Raw genomic sequence first — 25,014 nt, forward strand, 5'->3', positions numbered from 1 at the left:
TTCCGCGGATGCAGACGAGACGCGACGCGCGGCGTCGGTGGCGGCGCCGGCGCGTGCTGGCGGTTCTCGCGGCGGGGACCGTGCTCGGGGTCGGCGCGGCCTCGACGATCGCGGCCTGGACCGACAGCGAGGTGGCCACCGGGGCGTTCGTCGCGAGCGTGTTCGACACGCAGTCGCAGACGGCCGGATCGCCGACCTACGCCAGCCACGCGACCACCGCGAACGCGGCGACCCTGACCTTCTCGGGCGGCGCGCTCTCGCCGGGCGCACTGGCGCAGGCCTGGATCAACGTGCGCACGTCTCCCACCTCGACTGTCGGAGGCACGGTCTCGTTGACGGCCGCGACCGCGACCGGCGGGCTGGCGTCGGCGCTCGAGTACCGCGCAGTGCGCCTGAGCGCCGCCGTTCCGACGGCCACGTGCAACGCGGCCGCCTTCACCTCGGGAACGCCGGTCTTCATCGCCGGCGGGGCGTCGACCTACATCCCGGTCACCACCGTTCCGAGCAGCGTCGTCGCGAACCCGATCGACGCAGCGGGAGCTCAGCTCGGCTTCTGCGTCGAGGTGCGCATCCAGCCCGGCGCCGCCAACACCTTCCAGGGCACATCCGGCACGGTGACGTGGACCTTCACGGGGACGTCGGCGAGCTGAGAGCGGGCGTGAGATGAGTTCCTCGACCCTCCCACCGTCCACGCGGGCGGCGACCCGTGCCGAGGCGCGGACGGCACGAGTCGCCGCCCCGCGGCGTGGCCGCCTCTCGCGGGTCGGTGACATCGCCCTCGTCGTGGCGGCGGCGGCGGGAGCGCTCTGCATCGTGCTGGCCATCGCGGCGGCCGTCTTCGACGTGCGTGTGACGCTGTTCAGCACCGGCTCGATGTCGCCGACGATCCCCGCCGGCGCGGCCGCCGTCGCCCGCGGCATCCCGGCTTCGGAGGTTCGCGTAGGTGATGTCGTGACCGTCGAACGCGCGGGCAAGCTGCCGATCACGCACCGCGTCACGAGCGTCGCCGGGGTGCCGGAGGGTGATCCCGAGGCGCGCCGGATCACGATGCGCGGTGATGCGAACGCGGTCGAGGACCCGTTCCCCTACGACGTGGAACGCGTTCGCATCGTGATGTTCTCCATCCCGGGGGCCGCACCTCTGATCGCCGCCGGTGCGACGCCGCCCGTCATGGTCGGGGTGACCGTGGCGGCGACGGTGCTCGTCGTGGCGGTCTTCTGGCCCAGGCGGGGCCGCGGAAGACCTCGGCGGCGGCCCGCATCCGCGCGGAGGGGTCGAACGTGAGACCGCGCCGCACCCGTGGCCGTGGCCGGTTCGTCGCCGCCGGACTCATGCTCGCGGGGTGTGCGGCCGCGGGGTTGCTCGCCCCGATCACGACCGATGCGGCTTGGGTCGACGCCGAGGTGGCCTCCTCGGCGACGCTCTCGGCGATCACGGTGACCTCGCCCGGGGCGGTCCGGTGCGTGCAATCCGGGCTGCTCGTGCCCGCGGTCGTCGGGTGGAACGCCGCACCGACGGGAGGGAACATCGCCGGATACCGGTGGACGCTCGTGGGAGCGGCGAACCGCTCGGGAACCCTGCCGGCCACGGCGACCTCGGTGTCGCTCTCGCCCAGCCTCGTCGAGGTCGGTTCCTCGGTGTTCACCCTCTACGCGGTCGGCCCCGGCGGCTGGGAGCGTGCCGCCACGAACACCGCGACGATCGGCTTCCTCTCCGTCGCGGTCGGTCTCACGTCGTCCTGCGCGGCGTGATCAGGCCATCGTGTCGAGGATGCCGGTGAGGTCGTCGTACGTCGTACGCGGGTTGAGGATCGCGAAGCGTGCGTTCGTCCGTCCCGCGTGGCTGCTCGGGGTGACGAAGGCGTGCTGGCGCTCGAGCAGGTCCGACGACCAGCGGGCGTAATCGGACCGCTCCCACCCGACCCGCTCGAAGACGACGACGCCGAGCTGCGGCCGGCGGACGAGCGTCAGTTCGGGGCGGCGTTCGATCTCAGCGGCGATGCGCTCCGCGAGCTCGATCGACCGGGTGATCGCGTCGCGGTACACATCGGTGCCGTAGGTCGCGAGCGAGAACCACAGGGGAAGACCGCGCGGCCGGCGCGTGAGGTGCACGGCGTAGTCGGACGGGCTCCAGTCGGAGGTCTCGGTGAGCGTGTCGAGATACTCGGCGTGCTGCGTGTGGGCGCGCCGCCCGAGTTCGGGGTCGCGGTAGATGAGCGCGCACGCGTCGAACGGGGCGAAGAGCCACTTATGGGGGTCGACGATCACGGAGTCGGCGTTCTCGACACCGGCGAATCGATGGCGCGCGACCGGTGAGAGCATCGCCGCGAGACCGTACGCGCCGTCGACGTGCAGCCAGACGCCGTGTTCGCGCGTGACCGCCGAGACCGATGCGATGTCGTCGACGATGCCGAAATTGGTCGACCCGGCGGTCGCGACGACGGCGAAGACGCTCTCGCCGTGCTCCGCGAGCGCGGCGCGCACCGCCTCGCCCCGCAGCACTCCGTCTTCGGCGACGGGGACCGCCACGACCTCGACATCCATGACCCGCGCGGCCGACGCGATCGACGAATGCGCCTCTGCGCTGCACACCACGCGCCAGCGGTCGGGACGGATGCCGCGGGCGCGTGCGGTCTCGCGTGCCGCGACGAGCGCCGAGAGGTTGCCGAGCGTGCCGCCCTGCACGAAGACGCCCCCCGCGCTCGCGGGCAGCCCGAATTCATCGGCGAGCCAGCGCAGCACCTCGTTCTCGGCGTGAACCGCGCCGGCGCCCTCGAGCCAGGATCCGCCGTAGAGTGCGCTCGCCGAGACGACGAGGTCGAACGCGGCGGCGGCCTTCGAGGGCGCGCTGGGGATGAACGAGAGGTAGCGCGGGTCGTCGGTCGAGATGCACGACGGGGCGAGGATGTGCTCGAAGACCCCGATGGCCTTGCGGGCGCCGATGCCCTCGGCGTCGATCGTGCGGCCGGCCAGTCGGCGCAGCTCGGACGGCGGCAGGGGCTTGTCGAGCGGCGTGTCCTCGGCGAGGAGCCGGCCGCGCGAGTACTCCAGCACGAGATCGACGATCGCGCGGGTCTCGTCGGTGACGTCGTGCATACGGGCGGGGAAGCGCTCGGTCATGGGTCCTCCTTGCGTCGAGGGTAGTTCTGTCGGGGCGGTTCGGGACAGGCTGGTGCCCCGACGGGGTCAGCGAAGCGGCGGCGTGCGCGGCGGCGCGACCCGGCGGGGAGCGAGCGCTTCGACGGCCGCGCCGAGGCGGAGCAGCGCGTTGTCGTCGTACGCGCGCCCGGCGATCGTCAAACCGACCGGCATCCCGATGTCGGGGAGGATCCCCATCGGAACCGTCACGGTCGGGATGCCGAGGTGGCGGACGGCGAGGTTGCCGTTGGCGATCCAGGTGCCGTTGCGCCAGCCGAGGTCGGCGGAGGCGGGGTTCACGTCCATGTCCGCGCGAGCGACGTCGGCGACGGCGGGAAAGGCGACGGCGTCGAGGCCGGCGGCATCCATCCATTCCTCGAGGTCGACGCGCCGGGTCTCCTCGAGGCCGCGGAGACCGGCCTCGAGCTGCGGGATGTCGTTGAGCGCCGTGTCGGGGTGGGACCGGATCCAGTCGGGGTACTCGGCGATGTCGTCGTCGAACCCGTCGTACCGGTCGGGCAGCGCGCCGTCGGGCTGCGGGAAGATCCGCGTGCCGTCGACACCTGCGAGCCCCGGGAGAGCGGGGTCGCCATTGGCGCGGAGGAAGTCGTCCCACGCCCACGCCGACAGATCGACGATCTCGCGGCGCAGATACTCGGCACTCACGCGGCCGTTCGTCGCGATGGAGCCCGCGCCCGGCCGGTCGTTCTCGTAGCGCGACACGACGGGGAAGTCTGTCTCGACGACCTCGGCTCCGGCAGCTTCGAGGTCGTCGCGCAGTGCGTGCCACAGTGCGATCACCCCCGGCCGCGTCTCGATGCGCCGCCCCGTGGGCCCGCCGATGCCGGGTTCGGCCGCGGTGCCGGCATCCGGATCGGCGCCGATGTACATCCGCGGGACGCCGATGCGCCGCCCGGCCAGGGTTTCGCGGGCAGCGGCGGGGTTCGCGACGGCGAGGTCGCGGTAGCTGGGCGGGCGGACGGCCGAGGCAGCGGGGATCGCGACCCAGGGCTGCATCCGCCAGAAGTCGCCGCGGCGGTCGGAATCGTCGGCGACGATCACGTCGAGCACGGCGAGCAGATCGGCCATCGTGCGGGTGTGCGGCACGACGACATCCATCGTCGGGACGAGGGGCCAGTTGCCGCGCACCGAGATCACCCCGCGCGAGGGCGTGTAGGCGCACAGGGCGTTGTACGAGGCCGGCCCGCGCCCGCTCGACCACGTCTCCTCGCCGAGTCCGAAGGCGGCGAAGCTCGCGGCGGTGGCCGTGCCCGATCCGTTCGACGACCCCGACGCGAACGGGGCGGTCAGATAGTCGGCGTTGTACGGGCTCTCGGCCCGCCCGTAAAGACCGCGCTGCATGCCGCCGTTGGCCATCGGGGGCATGTTGGTCAGGCCGAGGCAGATGGCCCCGGCATCCCGCAGCCGCTCGATCGTGAACGCGTCGCGCTGCGCGACGAGGTCGGCGAAGGCGGGGCTTCCGGCGGCGGCAGTCAGGCCGCGGACCAGGTAGCTGTCCTTCGCGGTGTAGGGGATGCCGTCGAGCGGGCCGCGGCTCTGACCGCGGGCACGACGGTCATCGGATGCGCGGGCTTCGGTGAGGGCGTCGGGGTTGCTGACGACGACTGCGTTGAGCGCCGTGGCGGTGTCGGGGCCGTCGTAGGCGTCGATGCGGGCGAGGTAGGCCTCGACGAGCTCGACCGCGGTGGTCTCGCCGCTCGCGAGCGCCGCCCCGAGCCCGGCGATCGTGGCCTCGCTGACCTCGATCACCGGTCGGTCCCTGTATGCGAGTCGACGGGGGAGGGTGCGGGGAGAGCGGGCTGCTGCTGCGTGATGCAGTGGATGCCGCCGCCGCGGGCGAAAAGCGGGCGGACGTCGACCGTCACGACGCGGCGGCCGGGGTAGGCATCGGCGAGGATGCCGCGGGCCCGGTCGTCCGCCGCCGGGTCGCCGAACCCGCACGCGACGACCCCGCCGTTGACGACGAGGTGGTTGACGTAGCTGAAGTCGACGAAGCCCTCGTCGTCGCGCAGCTGGGCGGGTCCGGGCAGGTCGACGATCTCGAGGCCCCGGCCCGCGGCATCCGTCGCGGCCTCGAGGGCGGCGCGGATCTCGGGCATGACGGCGTGGTCGGGGTGCGCAGGGTCGGACTGCGCGTGCAGCAGCACCCGGCCGGGGGCCGCGAACGTCGCGACGATGTCGACGTGGCCGTTGGTGCCGAACTCGTCGTAGTCGCGCGTCAGCCCACGTGGCAGCCAGATGGCCGTGTCGGCGCCGATCGTGCGGAGCATCTCTGCCTCCACGCGGGCGCGATCGGCGAAGGGGTTGCGGCGCGGGTCGAGCTGGACGGTATCGGTCAGCAGCACCGTGCCGGCGCCGTCGACGTGGATGCCGCCGCCCTCGTTGACGAGCATCGAGCTGACGAGCTCCGCTCCGACGTGAGCCGCGATGATGCGGGCGTGCTCGGCGGAGAGTCGCCAATCCGCCCAGTCGGGGGCGCCCCAGCCGTTGAAGATCCAGTCGACCGCGCCGAGGACGCCCGGCCGCTCGTCATCGAGCACGAAGGTGGGGCCGTGGTCGCGCATCCAGAACTCGTCGACCGGCGTCTCGTGCTGCTCGATCCCGCTGCCGAGCAGATCGCGCGCCCGTGCGGTCTCGGTCGGATCGACGAGCATCGAGACCGGCTCGAACTCGGCGACGGCGCGGGCGACGGCGGTCCAGGCGGCGTACCCCTCCGCGCGGTCGGCGTCAGTCTCTCCCAGGGTGAGCCCGACGCGCGGGAACGCCATCCAGGTGCGCTCGTGCGGCGCGGACTCGGCCGGCATCCTCCAGGGCATCGCGGTCCTCCGAGGTCTAGTTGATCAGTTGATCAATTTCTCGGAAGCGTACAGACTGGCGGGCATGGCGTCAAAGGATTCCGCGGGGCGAGCGCGACTGAGCGGAGAGCAGCGCCGCGCGCAGATCGCCGCCGCCGCCGAGAGCATCGCGCGCGAGCAGGGGCTCAGCGCGGTGACCCTGCGCGCGGTCGCGGCGTCGGTGGGAGTCGGGTCGGCGCTGGTCGCCCACCATGCGCCGAGCATGGACGACGTCGTCGCCGCAGCCTTCGAGACGATCGTCGCCGCCGAGTTGCGCGACCTCGAACACCTCCGCGCGGGCAACCCCGATTCCGTGGTGCTGGTACGCGAGCTGCTGCGCACGCTCCTCGACGGCAGCCGCTCCGACGTCACGCTCGTGTGGGTGCAGTCGTGGGCGCTCGGCCGTCGCAACGAAGCGCTCGCCGAGCGGGTGCGCACGCAGATGGACGCCTGGACGGCCTTCCTCGAAGGCATCATCCGCGACGGCGTGCGCACCGGCACGTTCCGGGTCGACGACCCCGCGGCCGTCGCGGCCCAAGTGCTCGGGATGATCGACGGGCTCAACGCCCACGCTCTCGTGTCGTGGCGCGACGCCGACTCGCGCATCCGCCTGATGTCGACGGCGGTCGAGGCGCTGCTCGGGCTGCGCGCGGGAGACCTCGTGGCGCGGTGACCGGGACCGCTTTCACAGGGGGCGGCGATTCTCAACCCGTCGGCGCGGGAAGCGCATGGCCCCTACGGTGGGATCACGCGAGCGAGGGAGCACAGCCATGGCACATCGAGCACTCGTCCTGACCGGATCGGGGCGGTACGCCGACCCGTGGCATCCGTTCGCCGAGGTCGGTGCGCAGGTCGCCGACATCCTCCGTCACCGTGATTGGGAAGTCGCCGTGTCGGACGACGTCGATCAGGGCATGGCGAACCTCGACGGCTACGACCTCGTCGCGGTCTGCGCGGGCGATCCGTGGCGCGGCGGAAGCAGCCTGACGCGGGGCGCCCCGCCGTCCTCGGTCGCGGGCTTCGCCGCGGCGCTCGAGCGCGGCATCGGCGTGCTGGCGGTGCATTCGGCGGTGTCGTCGCTGCGCGACTATCCGGAGTGGGCACCCGCGCTGGGCGCCATCTGGCTGCCCGAGCTCTCGTTCCACCCCGAGGCGGGTGAGATGACGGTCCAGGTCGAGCCGGATGCCGTGCCCGTCGAGGTTCCCACCACCTTCCACACCCACGACGAGCGCTACTGCGCGCTGCAGCGGCTCGGGCACCGGACCGTCGTGGCGTGGCACGAGGGCGATGGCGCGAAGGAGGCCGCGGCGTGGGTCCGGGAGTACGGTGGCGGCCGCATCGCGGTCGACGTGCTTGGTCACGACGCTCGCGCCTTCGAGGCCTCGGGGCACCGCACGCTCGTCGCCGCTCTGGCGGCCTGGGCGGTCGCGAGCAGCTGATCCGGGAACCCGTGGATCGGACGCGTCAGCGAAGCGCGGCGCGATACCTCTCGACGACGACCGCCGCGACCGCGTCGTCGGGGGCGAGCGGCTCGGTCACGATGTCTGCTCCGGCGTTCGCGATCACGCCCGCGAAGTGTCCGGGGGCGAGGACGTAGCTCGCGGCGAAGACGCGCGTCGCACCTGTCGCGCGCGCGGCCTCGACCGCCACGCCGATGCGGATGCCGGCGCCCGCGGCGAAGCCCACCGACACCGGCATACCCAGATGGGCGGTCAGCAGCTCCGCCATCGCCATGACGTCGACCTCGGCCGCCGGGTCGGACGATCCCGCCGCCGCGAGCACGACTGCTTCGTCGCCGGGGGCGGCGTCGCCCGCGGCCAGGCCGGCGGCGCGCAGCCGCTCGGCGAGCAGACCAGCCAGCAGGTCGTGCGGTCCCAGGGCGGGGGTCGCGACGCACGGGCCGGGGGCCGCCGCGACCGCGCGTGCGATGTCGACCCGCGTGTGGAAGCCGGTGGAGAGCAGCAGTGGCACGACGACGGATGCCGCCCCCGGGGGCACGCCCGCGACGACGGTGTCGATCTCGGGCTCCTGCACGTCGACGAACGCCTCCTCGACCTGCACCCCGGGGAGCATCTCGCGCACCCGCGAGACGACCCCGGCGATCGCGGCCCGGCCCTCGAGGGAGCTCGTGCCGTGGGAGCAGGCGATGAGGACCGGGGTCATGGCGTCGTTCCCGTCGTCGTGAGGTCGAGTCGATACCCGCGTTTGACGACCGTCCGGATGAGGCCGGGGCACCCGAGCGCTTCGCGCGTGCGGGCGATCGCGACGTCGAGGGCGTGGTCGCCGGCGCTCGAACGCGGCAGCGACCGCTGCAGATCGGTGCGGCTCACGACGCCACCCGCCGCGGCGAAGAGTGCTTCGAGGATGAGGGCTGAGGTCGGTGAGAGCGGGATCACGCGCCCGTCGAGGACGGCGGCCGAGCTGCGCAGCTCCAGTCGTCCGGCCGGGGTGAGAAGCGAGGGCGCGTGGCCGCCGCCGAAATGGGTGACGACGGCGCGGACGAGCGAGCCCAACCGCCCGCGTTCGGCGATCAGAGGTTCCGCTCCGGCGCCGCGGAGGGGGGCTGCGGTGATCGGCCCGACGGCCGCGAGAAGCAGCCTCCGGCCGTGCGCCCGCTGGACGATGTCGTCGAGGACGCCTTCCCGGCGGGCGGTTGCGATCCATTCCGCCGCGCCCGGCGCGGAGGTGAAGAGCACGGCGTCGACCTCGCCCTGTGCGGTCGCGACGACCGAGCGCGCGACGGCCGCCGGGTCGGGCGGCGGCCCCCACCGGTACACCGTGAGGCTGACGACGTCTGCGCCCGCACCGGTGAACAGCTCGTCGAGGCCGTCGGCTCCCGAGCCGTGATGCTGCACCGCGACGCGGCGACCGCGCACGCCTTCGGCGAGCAGGAACTCGCCGAGCTCGCCCGAGGTCTCCGACTCGGCGACCCAGTCGGCCAGGAGGCCCGCTTGCTGGATCGCACCGCGCGCTTTGGGCCCGCGGGCGACGATCTGGGCGCCGGCGAAGGCGTCGTGCAGATCGTCGAGGAGCCCTGCTTCGTCGGCGGCCTCCATCCACCCCCGGAATCCCACGCCTGTCGTCACGACGACGACATCCGGCGGATCTGCGATCAGCGAGTGCGTCGCCGAGATGAGCGCCTCGTCGTCGATGTGCGGCACGATGCTCAGCGCCGGCGCGTGTCGCACGCTCGCCCCGTGCCGCTCGAGCGCCGTCGCGAGCTCGTTCGAGCGCCGATCGACGGCGATGACGATCGTGCAACCACCGAGAGCGGCCGAGAGTGCGGGACGGACGGACTGATTCACCGGGTGACGCGCTCCCGTTCTCCAGCGTGCGCGAGCAGCAGGCCCGGTCGGGCGACCTCGCCGATCACGATGACCGCGGGATTCGCGACACCGGCGGCTGCGGCATCCGCGAGCACCGTCGCGAGCGTCGATCGGGTCGTGCGCTGCTGCGGCGTGTGCCCCCGCTCGACGATGGCGACCGGACGCTCGGCAGGAGCGCCCGCGGCCCGCGCGGCCTCGACGATGCGCGGCAGCGCGGCGACGCCCATCAGGAAGACGGTCGTGATCGCGTCGTCGCCGAGCGCCGCCCGTGTCGACGGCGTGATCGGCCCCTGGCCGTTGGCGACGTGGAGCCCGCCCGAGACGCCGCGGTGGGTGACCGGGATGCCGGCGGCTTGCGGCACCGAGACGATGCTCGTGAGGCCGGGGACGACCTCGACCGGGATGCCGGCCGCGTGGCAGGCCGCGACCTCCTCGCCACCGCGGCCGAAGACGAACGGATCGCCGCCCTTGAGGCGCACGACGCGTTTGCCGGCGCGGGCATGAGCGACCAGCAGGACGTTGATCTCGTCCTGCGTCACCGGGTGGTGGCCGGGCTGCTTGCCGACGTCGATGACCTCGACACCGGGCTCGAGCTCGTGAAGGACGTCGACGGGGCCGAGCCGGTCGGCCACGACGACATCCGCTTCGGCGAGGAGGCGCCGGCCCCGCACGGTCATGAGGTCGGCCGGACCCGGGCCGCCGCCGACGAGATCGACCCGGCCACCGCCGCGGCGGCGTCGGCGCAGCGGCAGCATCCCGGCACGCAGCGCGGCGGCGATCGCGTCGCGCAGGCGCACCGCGCGTCGCGGGTCGACGCCCGCGTCCGAGGCGACCCCCACTATGACGTCGCCACTGCGGGTCTCGGCCGCCAGCCGCGCCGAGCCGTGCGCCCCGTCGGAGGTGTTCACGCAGAAGACGCGGTCCGATTCGCACCACGCCGCGACCGCGGCATCCACCTGGGGGATGCCGGTAGCCGTGTGCACGAGCCACGCGTCGGCGATATCGTCCCGCCGCACGTCGCGCGGCAGCCAGGTGAGGCCGTGCGCGGTCACGACATCCCGCATGGCGTCGCCGAGGGCGGGGGAGACGACCCGGACGTCCGCTCCTTCGTCGAGGAACCGGCCGATCCGCCGGGCGGCGACAGCCCCGCCGCCGACGAAGACGACGCGACGGCCGGTGAGCGAGAGCCCGAGCATCGTGGTCATGCCGCACCTCCGTCGCGGATGAAGATGGTGCCTTCGCCATTTACGGCCACCGGCCAGACCGGCAGCATCCGCTGCTCCTTGCCCTGGGTGTCGAGGCATGCGCCCGTCCGCAGGTCGAAGACCTGCTTGTACATCGGCGACGCGACCGTGGGCGCGTCGCCGCGGGTGCCGACGATCCCGCGCGACATGACGTTCGCGCCGCTGTACGGGTCGAGGTTGGCCGTCGCGTGAACACGACCGTCGTGCAGGAGGAACAGGGCGATCTGCCGGTCTCCGAGCAGCGCCGCACGGCCACGCTCGACCTCGAGGTCGTCGAGCCGGCACACCGCCGTCCACGCCGAGCTGCGGCTCTGCGCGCGCAGCGCGCTGTCGATCTCGCTCACCGTGTCGTCCACCAGGGTCATCGCCGCACCTCCAGGGTCGTGCCGGCGATGAGCACGCGGTCTTCCGTGCGTTCGTCGGCGGTCGCGGGCCGCGGCTGACCTCGCTCGACGGTGTACGCCAGCGAGGGGTCCGGCGTCGTCGGCGCGTTGACGAACGACGCGAAACGCCGCAGCTTGTCGGGGTCGGCGAGGGTCGCCGCCCACTCGTCCTCGTAGGCGTCGATGTGGCGCGCCATCGCGGCATCCAGATCGGCGCAGATCCCGAGCGCGTCGTCGAAGATGACGGCGCGCAGACCGTCGATCCCGCCCTCGAGGTCTTCGAACCACGGAGCGGTGCGCTGCAGCCGGTCGGCCGTCGAGATGTAGTACATCAGGAAGCGGTCAATCGTCGTCAGGAGGGCGTCGTCGTCGAGGTTCTCGGCCAGCAGCACCGCGTGACGCGGAGTGAACCCGCCGTTTCCGCCGACATAGACGTTCCACCCGGTCTCGGTCGCGATCACCCCCACGTCCTTCCCGCGGGCCTCGGCGCATTCGCGGGCGCATCCCGAGACCCCGAGCTTGAACTTGTGGGGAGCGCGCAGTCCGCGATACCGCAGTTCGAGGCGCACCGCCATGCCGACGGAGTCCTGCACCCCGTACCGGCACCAGGTCGACCCCACGCACGACTTCACGGTGCGCAGCGACTTGCCGTACGCGTGACCCGACTCGAAGCCGGCCTCGACGAGTCGCCCCCAGATCGCCGGCAGCTGTTCCAGCCGGGCCCCGAAGAGGTCGATCCGCTGGCCGCCGGTGATCTTCGTGTACAAGTTGAAGTCCTGGGCGACCTGCGCGATCACGAGCAGCTTCGCCGGGGTGATCTCGCCGCCCGGGATGCGGGGGACGACGGAGTAGCTGCCGTCCTTCTGCATGTTCGCCATGACGTGATCGTTCGTGTCCTGCAGCGTTGCGTTCTCGCCGTCGAGCACGTGACGGCCGGTGAGGGTCGACAGGATGCTGGCGAGCGCGGGCTTGCAGATGTCGCATCCGCGCCCCGCGCCGAAGCGCTCGATCACGGCGCTGAACGTCGTCAGACCCGACACCCGCACTGCGTCGAAGAGCTGCCGGCGCGACAGGTCGAAGTGCTCGCAGAGGGCGTTGCTGACGGTCGCCCCCGACTTCGCGAGCTCGGCGCCGACCAGCTTCTTGATCATCGGGACGCACGAGCCGCACGCGGCTCCCGCCTTCGTGCAGGCCTTGACGGCGGCGACATCCGTGCATCCCTCGTCGTGGACGGCCGAACGGATGCCGCCCGCCGTCACGCTGTTGCACGAGCAGACGAGGGCCGCATCGGGCAGCTCGCCGGTCGGGGCCGCGACGCCGCCGTCCGGCATCAGGTAGGCGACCGGGTCGCCGCCGAGCGCGCCGCCCACGAGCGGGCGCAGCGAACCGTACGCCGAGGCATCGCCGACGAGGATGCCGCCGAGCAGGGTCTTGGCGTCATCCGAGAGCACGAGCTTCTTGTAGACACCCGCCACGGGGTCGGCGTAGACGACGTCGAGGGCGCCGGGCGTCTCGGCGAACGCGTCGCCGAAGCTCGCGACATCCACGCCCGACAGCTTCAGCTTCGTCGACACGTCGAAGCCGCCGAAGGTGGCGTCGAGCCCGAGCAGGCGCGTCGCGGCGACCTCGGCCATCGCGTAGCCGGGAGCAACGAGCCCGACGCACTGACCGCCGAAGCTGGCGACCTCGCCGATCGCCAGGATGCGGGCATCCGAGGTGTCGCATCCCTCGTCGATCACGACGCCGCCGCGCGGGTCGACGGCGAGGCCGGTATCGCGCGCGAGCTCGTCGCGGGGGCGGACACCGACGGTGAAGACCACGACGTCGGTGCGCTCCCACGTGCCGTCGCGGAACTCGAGCCCGACCACCTGGCCGGTGCGATCGGCGTCGAGCCGGGTGGTCAGCGCCGAGGTGCGCACCCCGATTCCCCGTGCCGTGATCAGGCGGCGCAGGGCATCTCCGGCCGGAAGGTCGAGCTGAGCCGACATCAGCCTGTCGGAGGACTGCACCACGGTGCAGTCGACGTCGAGCCCCTGCAGCGCGCCCGCCGCTTCGAGGCCGAGCAGGCCGCCGCCGATGACGGTTCCGGTCAGCCGTCGGCCGAGCTCAGCCGAGCGTCGCTGCACGAACGCCTCGAGCGCTTCGACGTCGTCGAGGGTGCGGTAGACGAAGCAGCCCTCGTGGTCGTATCCGTCCACCGCCAGCCGGGCCGCGTACGAGCCGGTCGCGAGCACGAGCCGGTCGTAGCCGATGCGCTCGCCGGTGTCGACGAGCACCTCGGCGGCGTCGCGGTCGATGCGGGTGACGGTGCGCCCGCGGAGGAACCGCACGCGCTCGTCGTCGAACGGCGAGCGGTCGAGCTCGAGGTCTTCGGTGGAGGCGCCGGCGAAGAACGATGTCAGGCCGACCCGGTCGTAGGGGTGTCGCGGCTCGTCGCCGACGACCGTCACGCGCCAGGTGTCGTCGGCGCGGCTCAGCAGGCTCTCGACGAAACGGTGGGCGACCATTCCGGCGCCCACCACGACGATGTGTCGGGTGGGGCCGGTGGAGCTCATGCCGCGACCGTACGCGGGCGAGGTTGCCGGGTCGTCAGCGGCGTGTTTCCGGCTGCTTACGGTGCGCGCCATGAGTCAGACCCGGGCGGTCTCGGGCTCGGCGGCTGCGGGCTCGGCGGCGGGCTCGACGGCGGGTTCGACGGTGGCCGGCGCGACGGCCCCGGTCGCACGGGTGCGCTTGGGCGTGCGCGCGCGACGCGGCGAGGTCGGCCGGCCGTAGGTGAAGTAGAGCGGGATCGCGACGAAGACGAGGCCACCGACGAGGTTTCCGAGCACGGTGGGGATCTCGTTCCAGATCAGGTAGTCCATGATCGTGAAGTCACCGCCGAGGAGGAGCCCCGAGGGGAACAGGAACATGTTCACGATCGAGTGCTCGAAGCCCATGAAGAAGAAGAGCATGATCGGCATCCACATCGCGAAGATCTTTCCGATGACATCCTTCGAGATCATCGCCAGCACGACGCCCGTCGCGACCATCCAGTTGCACAGGACGCCGCGGACGAAGAGCGTGAGCATGCCCGCTGCGCCGTGCTCGGCGTAGCCGACGGTGCGGCCCTCGCCGATGTGGCCGATCGCCTGGCCCACCTCGTTCGGCGGGGTCGAGAACCCGTAGGTGACGACGATCGCCATGAGGACGGCGACGGTGAAGGCGCCGATGAAGTTGCCGAGGAACACCAGGCCCCAGTTGCGCAGGATGCCGCCGAGCGTCACCCCCGGACGCCGGTCGAGCCAGGCGAGCGGCGCGAGCACGAAGACGCCGGTCAGCAGGTCGTAGCCGAGCAGGTACAGCATGATGAAGCCGATCGGAAAGAGGACGGCGCCGAGCAGCGGCATCCCCGTCGTCACGGTGATCGTCACGGCGAAGGCGGCGGCGATCGTGAGGACGGCGCCGCCCATGATGGAGCGGATGAGCGTGTCGCGGGTCGAGAGCATGACCTTCGACGCACCCGCGTCGATGACGGTCTGAACGAGCTCGGTGGGCTTGACGTAGGACATCGCGTCCTCCTTCGGTCGAGAGCCGGTGGGTATGGTGCTCGACGCTAGGGGCGGGGTGTTTCCTCGGCGGTCTCGCTGATCGTCCGTTCCGTTACCTCTTTCTCTCTTCGGGCCGTCGGCGGTTGTGAGATCGCCGGCTCTGGTGGCGATTCGGCGGGGTGGTGCAGAGTAGCGGTGTGCCCGTCGTCTCCGCCCTGTACCGCTATCCCCTCAAGGGGTTCACGCCCGAAGCGCGCGACGAGCTCGTCGTCCAGCCCGACGGCCGGATCGCCGGTGACCGGGTGCTCGCGTTCCGCTTCGCCGACGCGGTGGAGCCCGAGGACGCCGACGGCCTGGAGTCGTGGCCGAAGAGCCGCGGCCTCGCGCTCATGGACTTCCCGGCGCTCGCGCAGGTGACGCTCGCGTTCGAGGCCGAGGCGCAGCGGCTGCGGCTGAGCGCCGGCGGTGTCGTGCTTGCCGAGGTGAGGCTCGACGACGCCGGTCGGCGCGAGCTCGAGGAGGCTGTGACCGCCTTCGTGCTCGCGCCGGGCGACGCGCGACGCCTCGAGCGCGAGGGCGTGCTGCCTCTGCGTCTCATCGGCGACGGCGTCATCTCGCGATTCCAGGATCGGGCGCGCGGCTACGTCTCGCTGCACGGCGCCGCCTCGGTCGCGGAGGTGGATGCCGCGGTGGCCGCGCCCGTCGACAGCCGGCGGTTCCGCTCGAACATCGTCGTTTCGGGTGCCGGGGCGTGGGACGAGCTCGGCTGGAGCGGCCGCATCCGCATCGGCGACGTCGCCTTCGACGTGCAGCGCCCCATCGGCCGCTGCGCCGCGATCATGGCCAACCCCGACACGGGCGAACGCGACGCGCGGCTGCTGCGGGTGCTGACGACCGAATTCGATCAGGCCGAGCCGACCCTCGGCATCCTCCTCCTCCCCGCCGCCGGCGGCGGTGTGGTTCGGGTCGGCGACGAGGTCGTCATCGGGGGCTGAGCCGGGGTGGTCGGCATCCGTTCGTGGGTGCCGGGATGCAAGGGATCGTGCCCGACACCCGGGTGGGATGCCCCGGCGCCGGGGTGTCGTCGGCAATCACTTGCATCGCGGCGGGCTGAGCGGTGCAGGGGCGGGGCCGGGGCGGGGCTTGGTTCACGTGCGGGGATACAAGTGTTCCCGACCGACACCCGGGTGGAGGATGCCGCATCGCGGCGTGTCGGGTGTGGTCCCTTGCATCGCGAATCGGCGCGACTGGGGCGGGTCGATTACGACGGCAACCGCACGAATGCGAAAGGGACGCGACCGATGGCCGCGTCCCTTTCGCATCTGAGGGGCTGACGGGAATCGAACCCGCGCTATCTGCTTGGGAAGCAGTGAGCAGGCCCCCGGAGTTCCGCGTGATCCTAGGTTTCTGGGCCCCGGTCGTGTGGTCTGGTGAGGTCGAGTTAGGGCACGTGATGGCCCCTAAGGGCACGAATAGGGCACGGCCGGAGGCCCCCACGCGAGGCATTGGCGATGCCAGGCTGTTGCATCATGGACCACTCCGGGCTGTGGAGAGAGATTCGAGGCTGGAGCGCCACCAGGAGCCGTGAGAGCCGCACAGAGTGACGAACGAGCGCAGGGTGGGGTGAGAGGGCCTGGACGGTGTGAAAGTCGCTCAGGCGGGCGCACACGGCGCGAGGGGCGGACCAGCCGGGTAGGCCAGCCCGCTCCTCGGCGCTGATCGGTGGTCAGGCGTCCACCGGCACGCGGTCGAGCCCGTCCATCATCGACTCGATGAGGTTCCCGGACGGGCCGGGCACCGCTTCGGCGTCGCCGTCGTCCAGGAGGCCCAGCACGGCAGGGTCGGCACGGTTGAGGAGCACGCGGCCCTCGAACGGGATCGAGCCCGCCGTCGCGACGCCCTCCAGGATCGAGCGCCACGCACGCGCCGGGATCGTGGCCTCCTCGGCGGCGACGACGGCCTGCGCCGTCTCATCCACCTGCACGAGCCGATCCCAGATCATCTCGTGGAGCGCGCCGAGCACGGATGCCGGGTCGCGTGCCTCCAGGACCTCGGGGCTTGTCTCGGCGCTGTCGAGGATCGCGGCGAGCCGGTCACGGCTGGCGGTCGCGATGACCTCCGGGAGGAGACGGCCCGCGGTGAGCAGGGCGCTCACCTTCGCCTGCTCGTGCTGGACACGGGCGATGTCGTCGGCGGTGGCCGGGGCGAGCGCGTCGAGGACCGGCTGACGGTCAGGGGTCGCCGCGGGCTCGGCGGGCATCGCGTCGAGGAGTCGAGCCCGGATCGCTTCGACCTCGGCACGCTGGCGAGCCCGGAGGCCCTCCGGTGTCAGGTGCGGATCGGTGGTGCGTGCCGTTGCGAGGAGGTCGCGGCGCGCGGTAGTGATGAGGGTGATGAGGGTGGCGCTGTCGATGGTCACGACGGCCTCCGTTCTGTGTTGGTGTCGGTGCCCTGCTGGGCGATGGTCCCCGCCGTCTGACGGGAGGTCTTGCGGCGGGCGCGGGCCTCGCGGTCCCACTCGCGTCGGCATCCACGGCAAGCACCGCTGGGGGTGGTGCCGAACGCTATGCGGGCGTGACCCCGCGGGCAGAGCGTCCAGTTGCCGCCCCCGTCGCGCTGGCCGTTGTGAGAGCGGCACATCGGCACGTAGTCCTCGTAGTTCGTGGACCACTTCACGACCGTGCCGCGTTCGCTGTAGCCGATGTTCGTCGGGTGACCGAGGAGGCCCCAGCCGATGGCGGGGGTGTCGCAATCCGGGTGGGCGCAGGGGAGGCCCACGGCGGACCCGCGGCGGCGACGCAGTTCGTGGTGCACGCCCTCGTAGGTGCGGGCGGTCATTGGAGTCCCCTCTCCGCTCGGCGTGCCTCCAGGCGCGCCTCTGCTCGCTGTGCTCGGTGACGCTGAGCCGCGGCCTCCGCGCTGAGCGCACCCGTGTACGCGGTAATGGTCGAGCGCACTGGCTCGGGGAGGGTGACGAGGATGCTCCGGTACGGCAGGAACGCGGCCTTGGCGCGAGCGCGGGCGAGGTCTACGTCGCTCGGTCGGGGGGTGCTGTGCACCACGGGTCAGCCCTCCCCGTTGACGAGCCGGTCGAGCAGGCTCCCCACCTGCTCCAGGCCCGCCGTGTGCGCCGCGTCGAGGTTGAGGAGACGCGCGCGGCGCTCCATCACCTTCAGGCATCCCTCCGCGGCTCGCACGTCGCCCGCAACTGCGTCAGGGAACAGTCCGCGGAAGATCGCATCGAGCCGGTCGAGTTCGAGCAGGCGCAGTTCGTTCGCCTCCTCACGCGGGATCGCCGCGAGGGCATCCCTCAGCCACGTGTAGACGGTGCGGGGGTGCACCTTCAGGTGTGCGGCGATGGCCTCGACGGAGATGCCCGCACGGCGCATCTGGAGCGCCTTCGCCTTGCGGGTCGCGCGGGCGACGCGGGCGGGAACGCCCTTCGGGGCGGGCCGGTCGCCGAGGAGGTATTCCGCGGCGAGGTCGGCAGTGGTCGGGTCGTGCTGTGGGGTGCTCATCGAGCGCCCTCCTCTCTGTCCGTGAACGTGAGGCCGTGACGGCGCGCATAGCGCTGACCGGCTGGGGATAGGTCTGTTATCGAGCCGTCGAGCGGTTCACCTTCGGCGCGGCGGCGCTCCATCTCGTGCCAGTACTCGGTGATGAGGTCGTTCGCGTGCTCGCGTGATTCGACGCTGGGGAACTCGTAGTCGAGGGCTCGGGTGAGGTCACCGATGAATGCCAGTTGCCGAGGAGATGCCGGGAGGTCATCGAGCCGCCGACCTCGCGAGGGCGGCTTTAGAAGTGGGTCTACTTCTTGGGTCTTCTTCCCTGGGTCTACTTCGTAGGCATCTGGTGCCTCAATCGACAGGCACGAGGTGCCGGAATCGGAGGCAGGAGGTGCCGGAATCGTGTCCGTGGGTGCTGACGTGAATGCGGCAGGAGATGCCGGAATCGACAGCGGCGGGCGCATCCCCACGCGGTATCGGTTGCCCTGCTTCGTGCCACGGCTCACCACCTCCACGAGCCCGACCTCGATGAGGCGCTTCAGCGCGGCACGCACCGCTCGCGGCGACTGGCCCGACTCTCGCGCGATGAGGTCCTGACCTGGGAACGTCACGCCGTGCTCATCGGCGCGGTCGCGCAGAACGGCGTACACGGCGATCTGCGGCGGGGTGAGCCCGAACGCGGGTACGGCCTCGCGCGTCACCCAGTGAGGAGCCCGCACCCAGCCCACCGTCATCGCTCACCCTCCGCAACTTCGGCGAGCGCGAACTCGGCCAGGTGCGCGTCGAAGCGGTCGAGCGCGGCGAGCATCGAGACGAACGGCTCCGAGGTCTGCTGTGTCGTGTCCATCAGGGTCACCCTCCGGACGGCTCAGCGCTTCGGGCGCGCGAGCGCGGTGGGTTCGTCTACCTGCGCGCCGTCGAGCATGCGGAGGAGCGCCGGGACCGGGACGACGAGGCGGCGACCGATGCGAAGCGTCGGAATCTCGCCACGCTGTGCGGCCTGGTATCCAACCCACGGGCTGAGCCCGAGAACGCTGGATGCCTCAGGGACAGTGACCGTGGCGCGCGTCCCGTCGCGAAGGTCCGCGAGGGTGAGCGTCGGCTGGTCGTTCTGCTGGGTGGTGGTCATCTCTTTGCCCCGTTCTCGTTGTGTCTGGCTGCATGTCCATCATGTGAGGTAGCGTTGCCTGTGGAGGACAGGTGTTATGAAAACCGCTACACATCTCGATCAGTACATCGGCGCACGCATCGCGGAGGTCCGCGCGAAGCGGGGCATGAGCCAGGCCCACTTCGCACGAGAGGTCCGCGCCCTCGTTGGCGTCGGGTGGTCACGCCAGGTCGCATGGCAGGTGGAGCGCGGCGAGAAGGCCGTAGCCGCCGCCGACCTCGTGGCCGTGGCGTGGGTGCTCGAATGCACCGTGGCCGACCTCATGAGCACCACCGAGCCGGTCAGCCTCGGCGGCGAGCAGACCCTCCGCACCGACGCCATCGTGGCCGGGGAGGAGGCTATGCCCGAGGTCGAGGCGTGGGCCCGGTTCGAGGAGGCCGCCGACGCCCTCGCGGACGTGCGCCACGCATGGGAGCGCTACGCGCACTTGATCGACGTGGTGCGGCGGCGCGTGGCCGACACCCCGGCCCTGCGGCGGCGCATCGAGACGTTCGGTGCGAAGGCCCTCCGGCGCGCCGTGGCCGAGATGGAGGAGGCGTTCGGCTTCCGACCGACCGCCGATTTCGACGCCGAGAGCGCCGCACGGTCGAACCCAACCCCGGCGATGCTCGTGGCGTTCGACGCCCTCGGCACACACAAGGTCAGCGAGAGCCAATGGCGGCGATGGACGCGCCGCGCAGAGAGGAGCACGCGATGAGCGCGCGCAAGACGAACCGGGCATCCTTCGGGACCGTCCGCAAACTGCCCTCGGGTCGCTACCAGGCCCGCTACCCGGAGGCGAACGGCCAGCGCGTCACAGCCCCGACCACGTTCGTGACGAAGCGTGAGGCGCTCGACTGGCTCGCCGGGGTGCGCGCCGACAAGATGCGCGGTCAGTTCCGCGACCACCGGGCCGGGTCCGAGGCGTTCGGCCCCTATGCCGCCGACTGGATCGAGAACGGCGGTTCACGGGGCAGACTCGCGCCCAAGACGCGCGCGAACAACGAAGACCTCCTCGCCGGTCTGCTCGCCCCGCTTCACGACTACCCGCTGAACACGATCACCCCCGCCATCGTCCGGTCCTGGTACAGCCGGGCGCGCAAGGACCTCGCCGCCACGCTGAAACTGCGTGCGGAGGAGGCGCGGCGCAAGGTGCTGGAGACGGCGAAGCGGCGCGGCATCGAGCCCCCGGAGGCTCCACCCATCCCCACCGGCGAGTCGCGGCTCCGGCAGGCGTACACCCTCCTGCGCTCCATCCTCCAGACCGCCGTCCGTGACGGGCTGATCGGCTCGAACCCGTGCCAGATCGTCGGTGCCGGGTCCGTCGCCCACCCCGAGCGACCGTACATGACGCCGGAGGCGCTCGCCGCCATCGTCAACGCCATGCCGGAGCAGTGGACGCTCCCGATCCGTGTGATGTTCGGCGCGCACCTGCGCGTCGGTGAACTCGTCGCCCTCCAGCGCGGCGACTACGCCGATGGGGTGCTGAGGGTGGAGCGTCAGACGATCCGTGTGCGAGGCGAGTTCATCACCACGGCCACGAAGACCGGCAACTCGCGGTCGGTCGCGCTCCCGCCTCGGATCGCCGCTGAGGTCGAGGCGCACCTGGCCGGGACCACCGGGTTCGGCAAGTCGCCGCTGTTCCCTCGCGCCGATGGAGAGGCGATTACGGGGAACGCGCTCGGTCAGGCGTGGCGCAAGGCCGCGCGAAGCATCGGGCTCGGGCAGTTCCACGTGCATGACGTGCGGCATGCGGGGCTGACGATGGCGGCGCAGGGCGGAGCCACGACGCGGGAACTTATGGCGCGCGCCGGGCACTCCACAGCGCGCGCGGCGCTCATCTACCAGCACGCGGCGGAGGAGCGGAACGTCGCAATCGCGGCGACCCTTGACGCCCTTGCTGGCGCGGCCCTGGAACCGCGCGCGACTATGCAGTCCACGGGCTTGCAGGCGGTGATCCGCGTCGAGATGCCAGGCCTGTGAATTGCGGCGACTCAGACCACGGGGGTGTTACAGTGGGTGCACGCCGTGACTGCGCCGCTATCGCAGGTTTTGGGGAAACCCAGACACGGCGTCTTACTTTTTCGGGATGTAGATGAGCCCGTAGCCCGCCATTGCGCCGGTCCTACTGCGTCGAACCCGATCCGCAATCCGGTCGAAGAACCGCGTGTCGCCCGCACTCTCCTTGCGATACACGCATCCCGCCACGAGGTCCGCGAACTGCGTGCCGGGGCTGTGGTGTGACGCGGCAATGAACAGGCCCTCGATGAGATTCCCGTAGTTGCTCGTGAATGCTCCGCCCTGGAGCAGAGTCTGATGGAACTCCTTCAGCCGGTTGTCCTGGTCGTTGTTGCGGTTGTCGCACACGATCATTCCGCGCATCGGGGAGCCCGATTCACGCTCCAAGTCCTGAAGAAAGTACTGGAAGCGTTCGCTCAACTGCTTGAACGCGAACTGGTAGAGGTCGTCCGCATCCTCGATTCCCCGGCGCTGGTATGTCGCTACTGTGTCCACGACTGCTGCGATGATCCGGATGGCTTTGTACCGTGCCACCGCGTCCAGCAACTCCTCGCGTAGCGCGTCGCGCTCGTCACGTTCGAGGTGGGAGAGGGAGTGTGTCTTTCCGCCCTTCGGGGGTGCGAAGTACCGCCACTTGATTTCGCCCGTTACCTTGTGGCGGCGCTTGGCGGCTTCGAGGTCTGCCTTCAGTTTCGGCCAAACCTCCTCTGGGACTACCAGCCCGCCTAGAACGAAGAGTGGGGTGGCGGACGCCTTATCGGGCGGCGGCGCGGTTCCGCTCTCGTCCACGAACAGGATGTGCATGCCTCAGATTCTACGAAGCGGTGAGACGTATCTGACGCGTCAGCGAGCGCACCGTGTGAAGGCTAAGGGCACGAGGAGGGCACGAGCGCGCCTACATGGGGTCAATGGAGGCGAACGCACTGGCGACGAAATCTATTCTGACCTGGGGATAATCCTGTGGAGGGGCTGACGGGAATCGAACCCGCGCTATCTGCTTGGGAAGCAGATGTTCTGCCATTGAACTACAGCCCCACGCACCCGAAGGTGCTCGGTCAGCTTACCCCACGGGGCTCGGACCGCCCGAAGCAGGGCCGCCAGGGCCGCCAGGAGCAGACGGCCCATTCGGAGCCGCAGGCCCACCCGGAGCTGCAGGCCCAGCCGGTCCTCCGGACCCAGCAGGGCCACCCAGGCCGCCCGGCCCAGCAGGACCTCCCGACCCAGCCGGGCCGCCCGGCGCCGCGGGGCCAGCCGGGCCGTGACCGCCCGGCGCGGGCGGAGCCTGCGGGTACGGCGGTGCTGCCGGACGCGGACCGGCAGCATAACCACCGCCACCAACCGCACCCCCACCGCCTGGGAACTGTCCGCCGCTCTCGCGCATGGCGAGCAGCATCCCGTTCTTCACCGCCGTCCGCATCAGCAGGTAGCTCACCCAGAGGATGAGCGCGATCGTCCCGAGGTAGATCGCGATGCCGAGCACGATGAAGCCGATGCCGAAGGCCGCTGCGGGTCCTGCGTAGTCGTTGTACATGGCCCGCACACTATCGCTCGAGCCCGTCGTACACGACCCCTGATCAGCGCTCGATCGAGACCTCTACGATGCGCCGGTCGGATGCCGTCACGCGGTGCACGTCGCCGACGATCTCGGTCGCCGCCTCGGTCTCGCGCTCCGCGCACGACGGGCCGACCCACAGCTCGATGTCGCCGGGTTCGACGATGCGCACGCCCTCGCGTCCGGTGAACGCCAGCCGCGCTGTCGGCACATCGAACGAGACGGTCGCCTCGGCGCCGGCATCCAGCTGCACCCGGGCGAAGCCGAGCAGCTGCGCGACGGGGCGGGTGATGCTCCCGTGGAGGTCGCGGGCATAGAGCTGCACGAGATCGGTGCCGGCGCGCCCACCCGTGTTCCGCACCCGCACGGTCGCCGTGAAGGCGTCGCCCGCGGGCACCGACGCCGTCACCGACAGATCGGTGCGTTCGAACGTCGTGTAGCTCAAGCCGTGCCCGAAGGGGAGCGCGGGGGTGCTGTCGGCGCTCGTGATCTCGTTCGGCCCGCCGAGGATCGGGTGCAGGTAGCTGTAGGGCTGCGAGCCCGACGAGCGGGGGAGCGAGACGGGCAGGTGACCCGAGGGCGAGACCTCCCCGCTCAGGACCGCAGCGATCGCCGGTCCGCCCTCTTCGCCCGGGAAGAACGTCTGCAGCGCCGCCGCGACGGCCCCCTCGCCCGAGAGCGCCCAGTCGATCGCGTACGGCCGCCCCGACAGGATGACGAGCACGACCGGCGTCCCCGTCGCGACGAGACGCTCGACGAGCTCGCGCTGCACGCCCGGAAGCTCGAGCGAGTCGGCGTCGTTTCCTTCGCCGACGGTGCCGCGCCCGAACAGACCCGCCCGGTCGCCGACGGCGACGATCGCGACATCCGCCGCGCGTGCGTCATCCTCCGCCTCGGCGAAGCCCGACCGGTCGTCGCCCTCGGCGTCGCAGCCGCGCACGACGGTGACCTCAGCGTCGGCAAGGGCTTCGGCGACGGATGCCGCAAGGGTGGGGATCTCGAATCCCAGGGGTACGCCCGGGTGGTGCGCGAGCACGTGATTGGCGAACGAGTAGCAGCCCATGAGGGCTTCCGAGCTGTCGCCGTTCGGTCCGATCACGGCGACGCGGCGAGGCGACGCCAGGGGAAGGGTGCCGTCGTTGCTCAGCAGCACGACCGATTCCTCAGCCAGGCGGCGAGCGAGGGCGCGGTGGGCGGGCGAGTCGAGGTCGACGCTGGTCGGCGGCGTCTCGAACGTCTCGTCGAGCAGCCCCAGCTCCTCCTTCTGGATCAGCACGCGGCGGACGGCGCGGTCGATGAGCGCCTCGTCGACCAGTCCCGCGCGCACGCGCTCGGCGAGCGGCCCGACGTAGGCGTCGCCGGTAGGCAGCTCGACATCGATGCCGGCCTCGAGGGCGAGCTGCGCGGCCTCGCCGCGGTCTCGCGCGACGGCGTGCATCGTCTGGAGGAAGGCGACGGAGAAGTAGTCCGACACGACGGTGCCGTCGAAGCCCCATGTGTCGCGCAGGAGGTCGGTGAGGTAGGCGGGGGTCGCGGCGACCGGCACCCCGTCGATCTCGGCGTACGAGTTCATGACCGACCGCACGCCGCCGTCGCGCACGGCCATCTCGAACGGCGGAAGGAAGACGTCGGCGATCTCGCGCGGTCCGGCGTGGACCGGTGCGTGGTTGCGGCCCGCCTGCGAGCCCGAGTAGCCCACGAAGTGCTTCAGCGTCGCGTGCACCCCCGTGCTCTGCAGGCCTCGCACGTACGCGGTGCCGATGACGCCGACGACGTACGGGTCTTCGGCGATGCACTCGTCGACGCGGCCCCAGCGGGGGTCGCGGATGACGTCGAGCACCGGGGCCAGCCCCTGGTGGATGCCGAGCTCGCGCATCGACTCGCCGATGAGCGCCCCCATCTCCTCGACGAGCTCCGGGTCGAACGCCGCTCCCCACGCGAGGGGTGTGGGGAAGGTCGCCGCCTGCCATGCCGCCAGGCCCGTCAGGCATTCCTCGTGAACGAGTGCGGGGATGCCCAGCCGCGTCTCGCGGACGAGCCGGCGCTGCTCGTCCCACAACCACGCCGCCCGCTCGATCGGGTCGACCGGCCGTGTGCCGTAGACGCGGGTGAGCTGGCCGAGGCCGTGGACGGTGGCGTCGGCGTACGCGGTCGACGACGCCATCTCGCCGGCCATCGGGGCGACGACCTCATCGCCCTGGTCCACCCAGAAGCCGACCAGCTGGGCCAGCTTCTCGTCGAGGGTCATGCGCGCGATCAGGTCGGCGACGCGCGTCGAGACGGAGATATCGGTGAGGGTCACAGTTCGTGCTTTC

General features: G+C 71.5%; 24 protein-coding genes and 1 tRNA gene. 8 read left to right on the forward strand and 17 right to left on the reverse strand.

Annotated elements, in window-relative coordinates; translation table 11 throughout:
* The first annotated feature begins 8 nt into the window (after positions 1-8).
* Genes QUC20_RS01470 through QUC20_RS01480 form a run of 3 tightly spaced genes read left to right on the forward strand, consistent with a single transcriptional unit; the run spans position 9 to position 1,751 of the window.
* Positions 9-650 carry a SipW-dependent-type signal peptide-containing protein gene (locus QUC20_RS01470; RefSeq protein ID WP_120263681.1) on the forward strand — a complete coding sequence of 214 codons (642 nt, stop codon included), beginning with the start codon at positions 9-11 and terminating at the stop codon, positions 648-650.
* A 13-nt stretch (positions 651-663) separates the two neighbouring features.
* Positions 664-1,284 carry a S24/S26 family peptidase gene (locus QUC20_RS01475; protein WP_289330712.1) on the forward strand — a complete coding sequence of 207 codons (621 nt, stop codon included), beginning with the start codon at positions 664-666 and terminating at the stop codon, positions 1,282-1,284.
* Complete coding sequence (locus QUC20_RS01480) at positions 1,281-1,751, forward strand: hypothetical protein (RefSeq protein ID WP_289330713.1); 471 nt, start codon at positions 1,281-1,283, stop codon at positions 1,749-1,751. Before QUC20_RS01475 ends, QUC20_RS01480 begins: the two co-directional genes overlap by 4 nt.
* Here the strand turns inward: QUC20_RS01480 and QUC20_RS01485 are convergent, their stop codons facing one another.
* The 3 genes from QUC20_RS01485 to QUC20_RS01495 form a co-directional block, all read right to left on the reverse strand.
* Positions 1,752-3,119, reverse strand: coding sequence for a pyridoxal phosphate-dependent decarboxylase family protein (locus tag QUC20_RS01485; RefSeq protein ID WP_289330714.1), 1,368 nt, complete (start codon positions 3,117-3,119; stop codon positions 1,752-1,754).
* Positions 3,120-3,185: 66 nt separating this feature from the next.
* Positions 3,186-4,907: an amidase gene (locus QUC20_RS01490; protein ID WP_289330715.1), complete on the reverse strand. Its 1,722-nt coding sequence runs from the start codon at positions 4,905-4,907 to the stop codon at positions 3,186-3,188.
* Complete coding sequence (locus tag QUC20_RS01495) at positions 4,904-5,974, reverse strand: agmatine deiminase family protein (protein WP_289330716.1); 1,071 nt, start codon at positions 5,972-5,974, stop codon at positions 4,904-4,906. The genes QUC20_RS01490 and QUC20_RS01495 overlap by 4 nt, the downstream gene beginning before the upstream one ends.
* 64 nt (positions 5,975-6,038) lie before the next feature.
* Here QUC20_RS01495 and QUC20_RS01500 point away from each other — a divergent pair, with 64 nt between their 5' ends.
* Positions 6,039-6,665 (forward strand): TetR/AcrR family transcriptional regulator, encoded by a 627-nt coding sequence (locus QUC20_RS01500; RefSeq protein WP_289330717.1) that lies wholly within the window; start codon positions 6,039-6,041, stop codon positions 6,663-6,665.
* A gap of 97 nt (positions 6,666-6,762) precedes the next feature.
* A complete protein-coding gene (locus QUC20_RS01505; protein WP_289330718.1) occupies positions 6,763-7,431 on the forward strand; it encodes a ThuA domain-containing protein in 669 nt (222 codons plus the stop codon).
* A gap of 25 nt (positions 7,432-7,456) precedes the next feature.
* On the opposite strand, the gene QUC20_RS01510 is transcribed toward QUC20_RS01505, so the two are convergent.
* The 6 genes from QUC20_RS01510 to QUC20_RS01535 all read right to left on the reverse strand — a co-directional run bounded on the left by QUC20_RS01510 (position 7,457) and on the right by QUC20_RS01535 (position 14,496).
* The gene (locus QUC20_RS01510) at positions 7,457-8,155 is read right to left on the reverse strand and encodes a sirohydrochlorin chelatase (protein ID WP_120263675.1); all 699 of its coding nucleotides are present in this window, start codon (positions 8,153-8,155) and stop codon (positions 7,457-7,459) included.
* Positions 8,152-9,297 carry a uroporphyrinogen-III synthase gene (locus QUC20_RS01515; protein WP_289330719.1) on the reverse strand — a complete coding sequence of 382 codons (1,146 nt, stop codon included), beginning with the start codon at positions 9,295-9,297 and terminating at the stop codon, positions 8,152-8,154. Before QUC20_RS01515 ends, QUC20_RS01510 begins: the two co-directional genes overlap by 4 nt.
* Positions 9,294-10,523 (reverse strand): uroporphyrinogen-III C-methyltransferase, encoded by a 1,230-nt coding sequence (cobA, locus tag QUC20_RS01520; protein ID WP_289330720.1) that lies wholly within the window; start codon positions 10,521-10,523, stop codon positions 9,294-9,296. Before cobA ends, QUC20_RS01515 begins: the two co-directional genes overlap by 4 nt.
* Positions 10,520-10,927 (reverse strand): nitrite reductase small subunit NirD, encoded by a 408-nt coding sequence (nirD, locus tag QUC20_RS01525; RefSeq protein WP_289330721.1) that lies wholly within the window; start codon positions 10,925-10,927, stop codon positions 10,520-10,522. Before nirD ends, cobA begins: the two co-directional genes overlap by 4 nt.
* Complete coding sequence (gene nirB / locus QUC20_RS01530) at positions 10,924-13,500, reverse strand: nitrite reductase large subunit NirB (RefSeq protein WP_289330722.1); 2,577 nt, start codon at positions 13,498-13,500, stop codon at positions 10,924-10,926. Before nirB ends, nirD begins: the two co-directional genes overlap by 4 nt.
* Before the next feature lie 75 nt (positions 13,501-13,575).
* Complete coding sequence (locus QUC20_RS01535; RefSeq protein ID WP_289330723.1) at positions 13,576-14,496, reverse strand: formate/nitrite transporter family protein; 921 nt, start codon at positions 14,494-14,496, stop codon at positions 13,576-13,578.
* Positions 14,497-14,672: 176 nt separating this feature from the next.
* Here QUC20_RS01535 and QUC20_RS01540 point away from each other — a divergent pair, with 176 nt between their 5' ends.
* Positions 14,673-15,470 carry an MOSC domain-containing protein gene (locus tag QUC20_RS01540; protein WP_289330724.1) on the forward strand — a complete coding sequence of 266 codons (798 nt, stop codon included), beginning with the start codon at positions 14,673-14,675 and terminating at the stop codon, positions 15,468-15,470.
* 731 nt (positions 15,471-16,201) lie between these two features.
* On the opposite strand, the gene QUC20_RS01545 is transcribed toward QUC20_RS01540, so the two are convergent.
* The 5 genes from QUC20_RS01545 to QUC20_RS01565 form a co-directional block, all read right to left on the reverse strand.
* Positions 16,202-16,894 (reverse strand): hypothetical protein, encoded by a 693-nt coding sequence (locus tag QUC20_RS01545; protein ID WP_289330725.1) that lies wholly within the window; start codon positions 16,892-16,894, stop codon positions 16,202-16,204.
* Positions 16,891-17,313, reverse strand: coding sequence for a hypothetical protein (locus tag QUC20_RS01550; protein ID WP_289330726.1), 423 nt, complete (start codon positions 17,311-17,313; stop codon positions 16,891-16,893). The genes QUC20_RS01545 and QUC20_RS01550 overlap by 4 nt, the downstream gene beginning before the upstream one ends.
* A gap of 227 nt (positions 17,314-17,540) precedes the next feature.
* Entirely contained in the window at positions 17,541-17,993 is a 453-nt protein-coding gene (locus tag QUC20_RS01555) for a helix-turn-helix domain-containing protein (RefSeq protein ID WP_289330727.1), read from the reverse strand.
* Positions 17,990-18,715 (reverse strand): helix-turn-helix domain-containing protein, encoded by a 726-nt coding sequence (locus QUC20_RS01560; RefSeq protein ID WP_289330728.1) that lies wholly within the window; start codon positions 18,713-18,715, stop codon positions 17,990-17,992. Before QUC20_RS01560 ends, QUC20_RS01555 begins: the two co-directional genes overlap by 4 nt.
* A 134-nt stretch (positions 18,716-18,849) precedes the next feature.
* Positions 18,850-19,110, reverse strand: a complete 261-nt coding sequence (locus tag QUC20_RS01565; RefSeq protein WP_289330729.1) for a MerR family transcriptional regulator — start codon at positions 19,108-19,110, stop codon at positions 18,850-18,852.
* 76 nt (positions 19,111-19,186) lie between these two features.
* Between QUC20_RS01565 and QUC20_RS01570 the strand changes: the two genes are divergently transcribed.
* Positions 19,187-19,846 carry a helix-turn-helix domain-containing protein gene (locus QUC20_RS01570; protein WP_289330730.1) on the forward strand — a complete coding sequence of 220 codons (660 nt, stop codon included), beginning with the start codon at positions 19,187-19,189 and terminating at the stop codon, positions 19,844-19,846.
* Complete coding sequence (locus tag QUC20_RS01575; RefSeq protein ID WP_289330731.1) at positions 19,843-21,111, forward strand: tyrosine-type recombinase/integrase; 1,269 nt, start codon at positions 19,843-19,845, stop codon at positions 21,109-21,111. Before QUC20_RS01570 ends, QUC20_RS01575 begins: the two co-directional genes overlap by 4 nt.
* 93 nt (positions 21,112-21,204) lie before the next feature.
* Here QUC20_RS01575 and QUC20_RS01580 read toward each other — a convergent pair whose 3' ends face one another.
* The 3 genes from QUC20_RS01580 to QUC20_RS01590 all read right to left on the reverse strand — a co-directional run bounded on the left by QUC20_RS01580 (position 21,205) and on the right by QUC20_RS01590 (position 25,001).
* Entirely contained in the window at positions 21,205-21,951 is a 747-nt protein-coding gene (locus QUC20_RS01580) for a DUF3800 domain-containing protein (protein WP_289330732.1), read from the reverse strand.
* Positions 21,952-22,108: 157 nt separating this feature from the next.
* Positions 22,109-22,182 (reverse strand) — tRNA-Gly (locus tag QUC20_RS01585).
* Positions 22,183-22,721: 539 nt separating this feature from the next.
* Complete coding sequence (locus QUC20_RS01590; RefSeq protein ID WP_491714050.1) at positions 22,722-25,001, reverse strand: beta-xylosidase/alpha-l-arabinosidase; 2,280 nt, start codon at positions 24,999-25,001, stop codon at positions 22,722-22,724.
* Positions 25,002-25,014: the final 13 nt, after the last annotated feature.

Source organism: Microbacterium arborescens (assembly GCF_030369635.1).
In the GTDB taxonomy this organism is placed as follows: domain Bacteria; phylum Actinomycetota; class Actinomycetes; order Actinomycetales; family Microbacteriaceae; genus Microbacterium.

Excerpts from the sequence above, each read along its gene's own strand:
- QUC20_RS01470 (WP_120263681.1), top strand. The coding sequence starts at position 9 with ATGCAGACGAGACGCGACGCGCGGCGTCGGTGGCGGCGCCGGCGCGTG.
- QUC20_RS01475 (WP_289330712.1), top strand. The coding sequence starts at position 664 with ATGAGTTCCTCGACCCTCCCACCGTCCACGCGGGCGGCGACCCGTGCC.
- QUC20_RS01485 (WP_289330714.1), bottom strand. The coding sequence starts at position 3,119 with ATGACCGAGCGCTTCCCCGCCCGTATGCACGACGTCACCGACGAGACC.
- QUC20_RS01495 (WP_289330716.1), bottom strand. The coding sequence starts at position 5,974 with ATGCCCTGGAGGATGCCGGCCGAGTCCGCGCCGCACGAGCGCACCTGG.
- QUC20_RS01500 (WP_289330717.1), top strand. The coding sequence starts at position 6,039 with ATGGCGTCAAAGGATTCCGCGGGGCGAGCGCGACTGAGCGGAGAGCAG.
- QUC20_RS01505 (WP_289330718.1), top strand. The coding sequence starts at position 6,763 with ATGGCACATCGAGCACTCGTCCTGACCGGATCGGGGCGGTACGCCGAC.
- QUC20_RS01510 (WP_120263675.1), bottom strand. The coding sequence starts at position 8,155 with ATGACCCCGGTCCTCATCGCCTGCTCCCACGGCACGAGCTCCCTCGAG.
- cobA (WP_289330720.1), bottom strand. The coding sequence starts at position 10,523 with ATGACCACGATGCTCGGGCTCTCGCTCACCGGCCGTCGCGTCGTCTTC.
- nirD (WP_289330721.1), bottom strand. The coding sequence starts at position 10,927 with ATGACCCTGGTGGACGACACGGTGAGCGAGATCGACAGCGCGCTGCGC.
- nirB (WP_289330722.1), bottom strand. The coding sequence starts at position 13,500 with ATGAGCTCCACCGGCCCCACCCGACACATCGTCGTGGTGGGCGCCGGA.
- QUC20_RS01535 (WP_289330723.1), bottom strand. The coding sequence starts at position 14,496 with ATGTCCTACGTCAAGCCCACCGAGCTCGTTCAGACCGTCATCGACGCG.
- QUC20_RS01550 (WP_289330726.1), bottom strand. The coding sequence starts at position 17,313 with ATGACCGCCCGCACCTACGAGGGCGTGCACCACGAACTGCGTCGCCGC.
- QUC20_RS01555 (WP_289330727.1), bottom strand. The coding sequence starts at position 17,993 with ATGAGCACCCCACAGCACGACCCGACCACTGCCGACCTCGCCGCGGAA.
- QUC20_RS01560 (WP_289330728.1), bottom strand. The coding sequence starts at position 18,715 with ATGACGGTGGGCTGGGTGCGGGCTCCTCACTGGGTGACGCGCGAGGCC.
- QUC20_RS01565 (WP_289330729.1), bottom strand. The coding sequence starts at position 19,110 with ATGACCACCACCCAGCAGAACGACCAGCCGACGCTCACCCTCGCGGAC.
- QUC20_RS01570 (WP_289330730.1), top strand. The coding sequence starts at position 19,187 with ATGAAAACCGCTACACATCTCGATCAGTACATCGGCGCACGCATCGCG.
- QUC20_RS01575 (WP_289330731.1), top strand. The coding sequence starts at position 19,843 with ATGAGCGCGCGCAAGACGAACCGGGCATCCTTCGGGACCGTCCGCAAA.
- QUC20_RS01580 (WP_289330732.1), bottom strand. The coding sequence starts at position 21,951 with ATGCACATCCTGTTCGTGGACGAGAGCGGAACCGCGCCGCCGCCCGAT.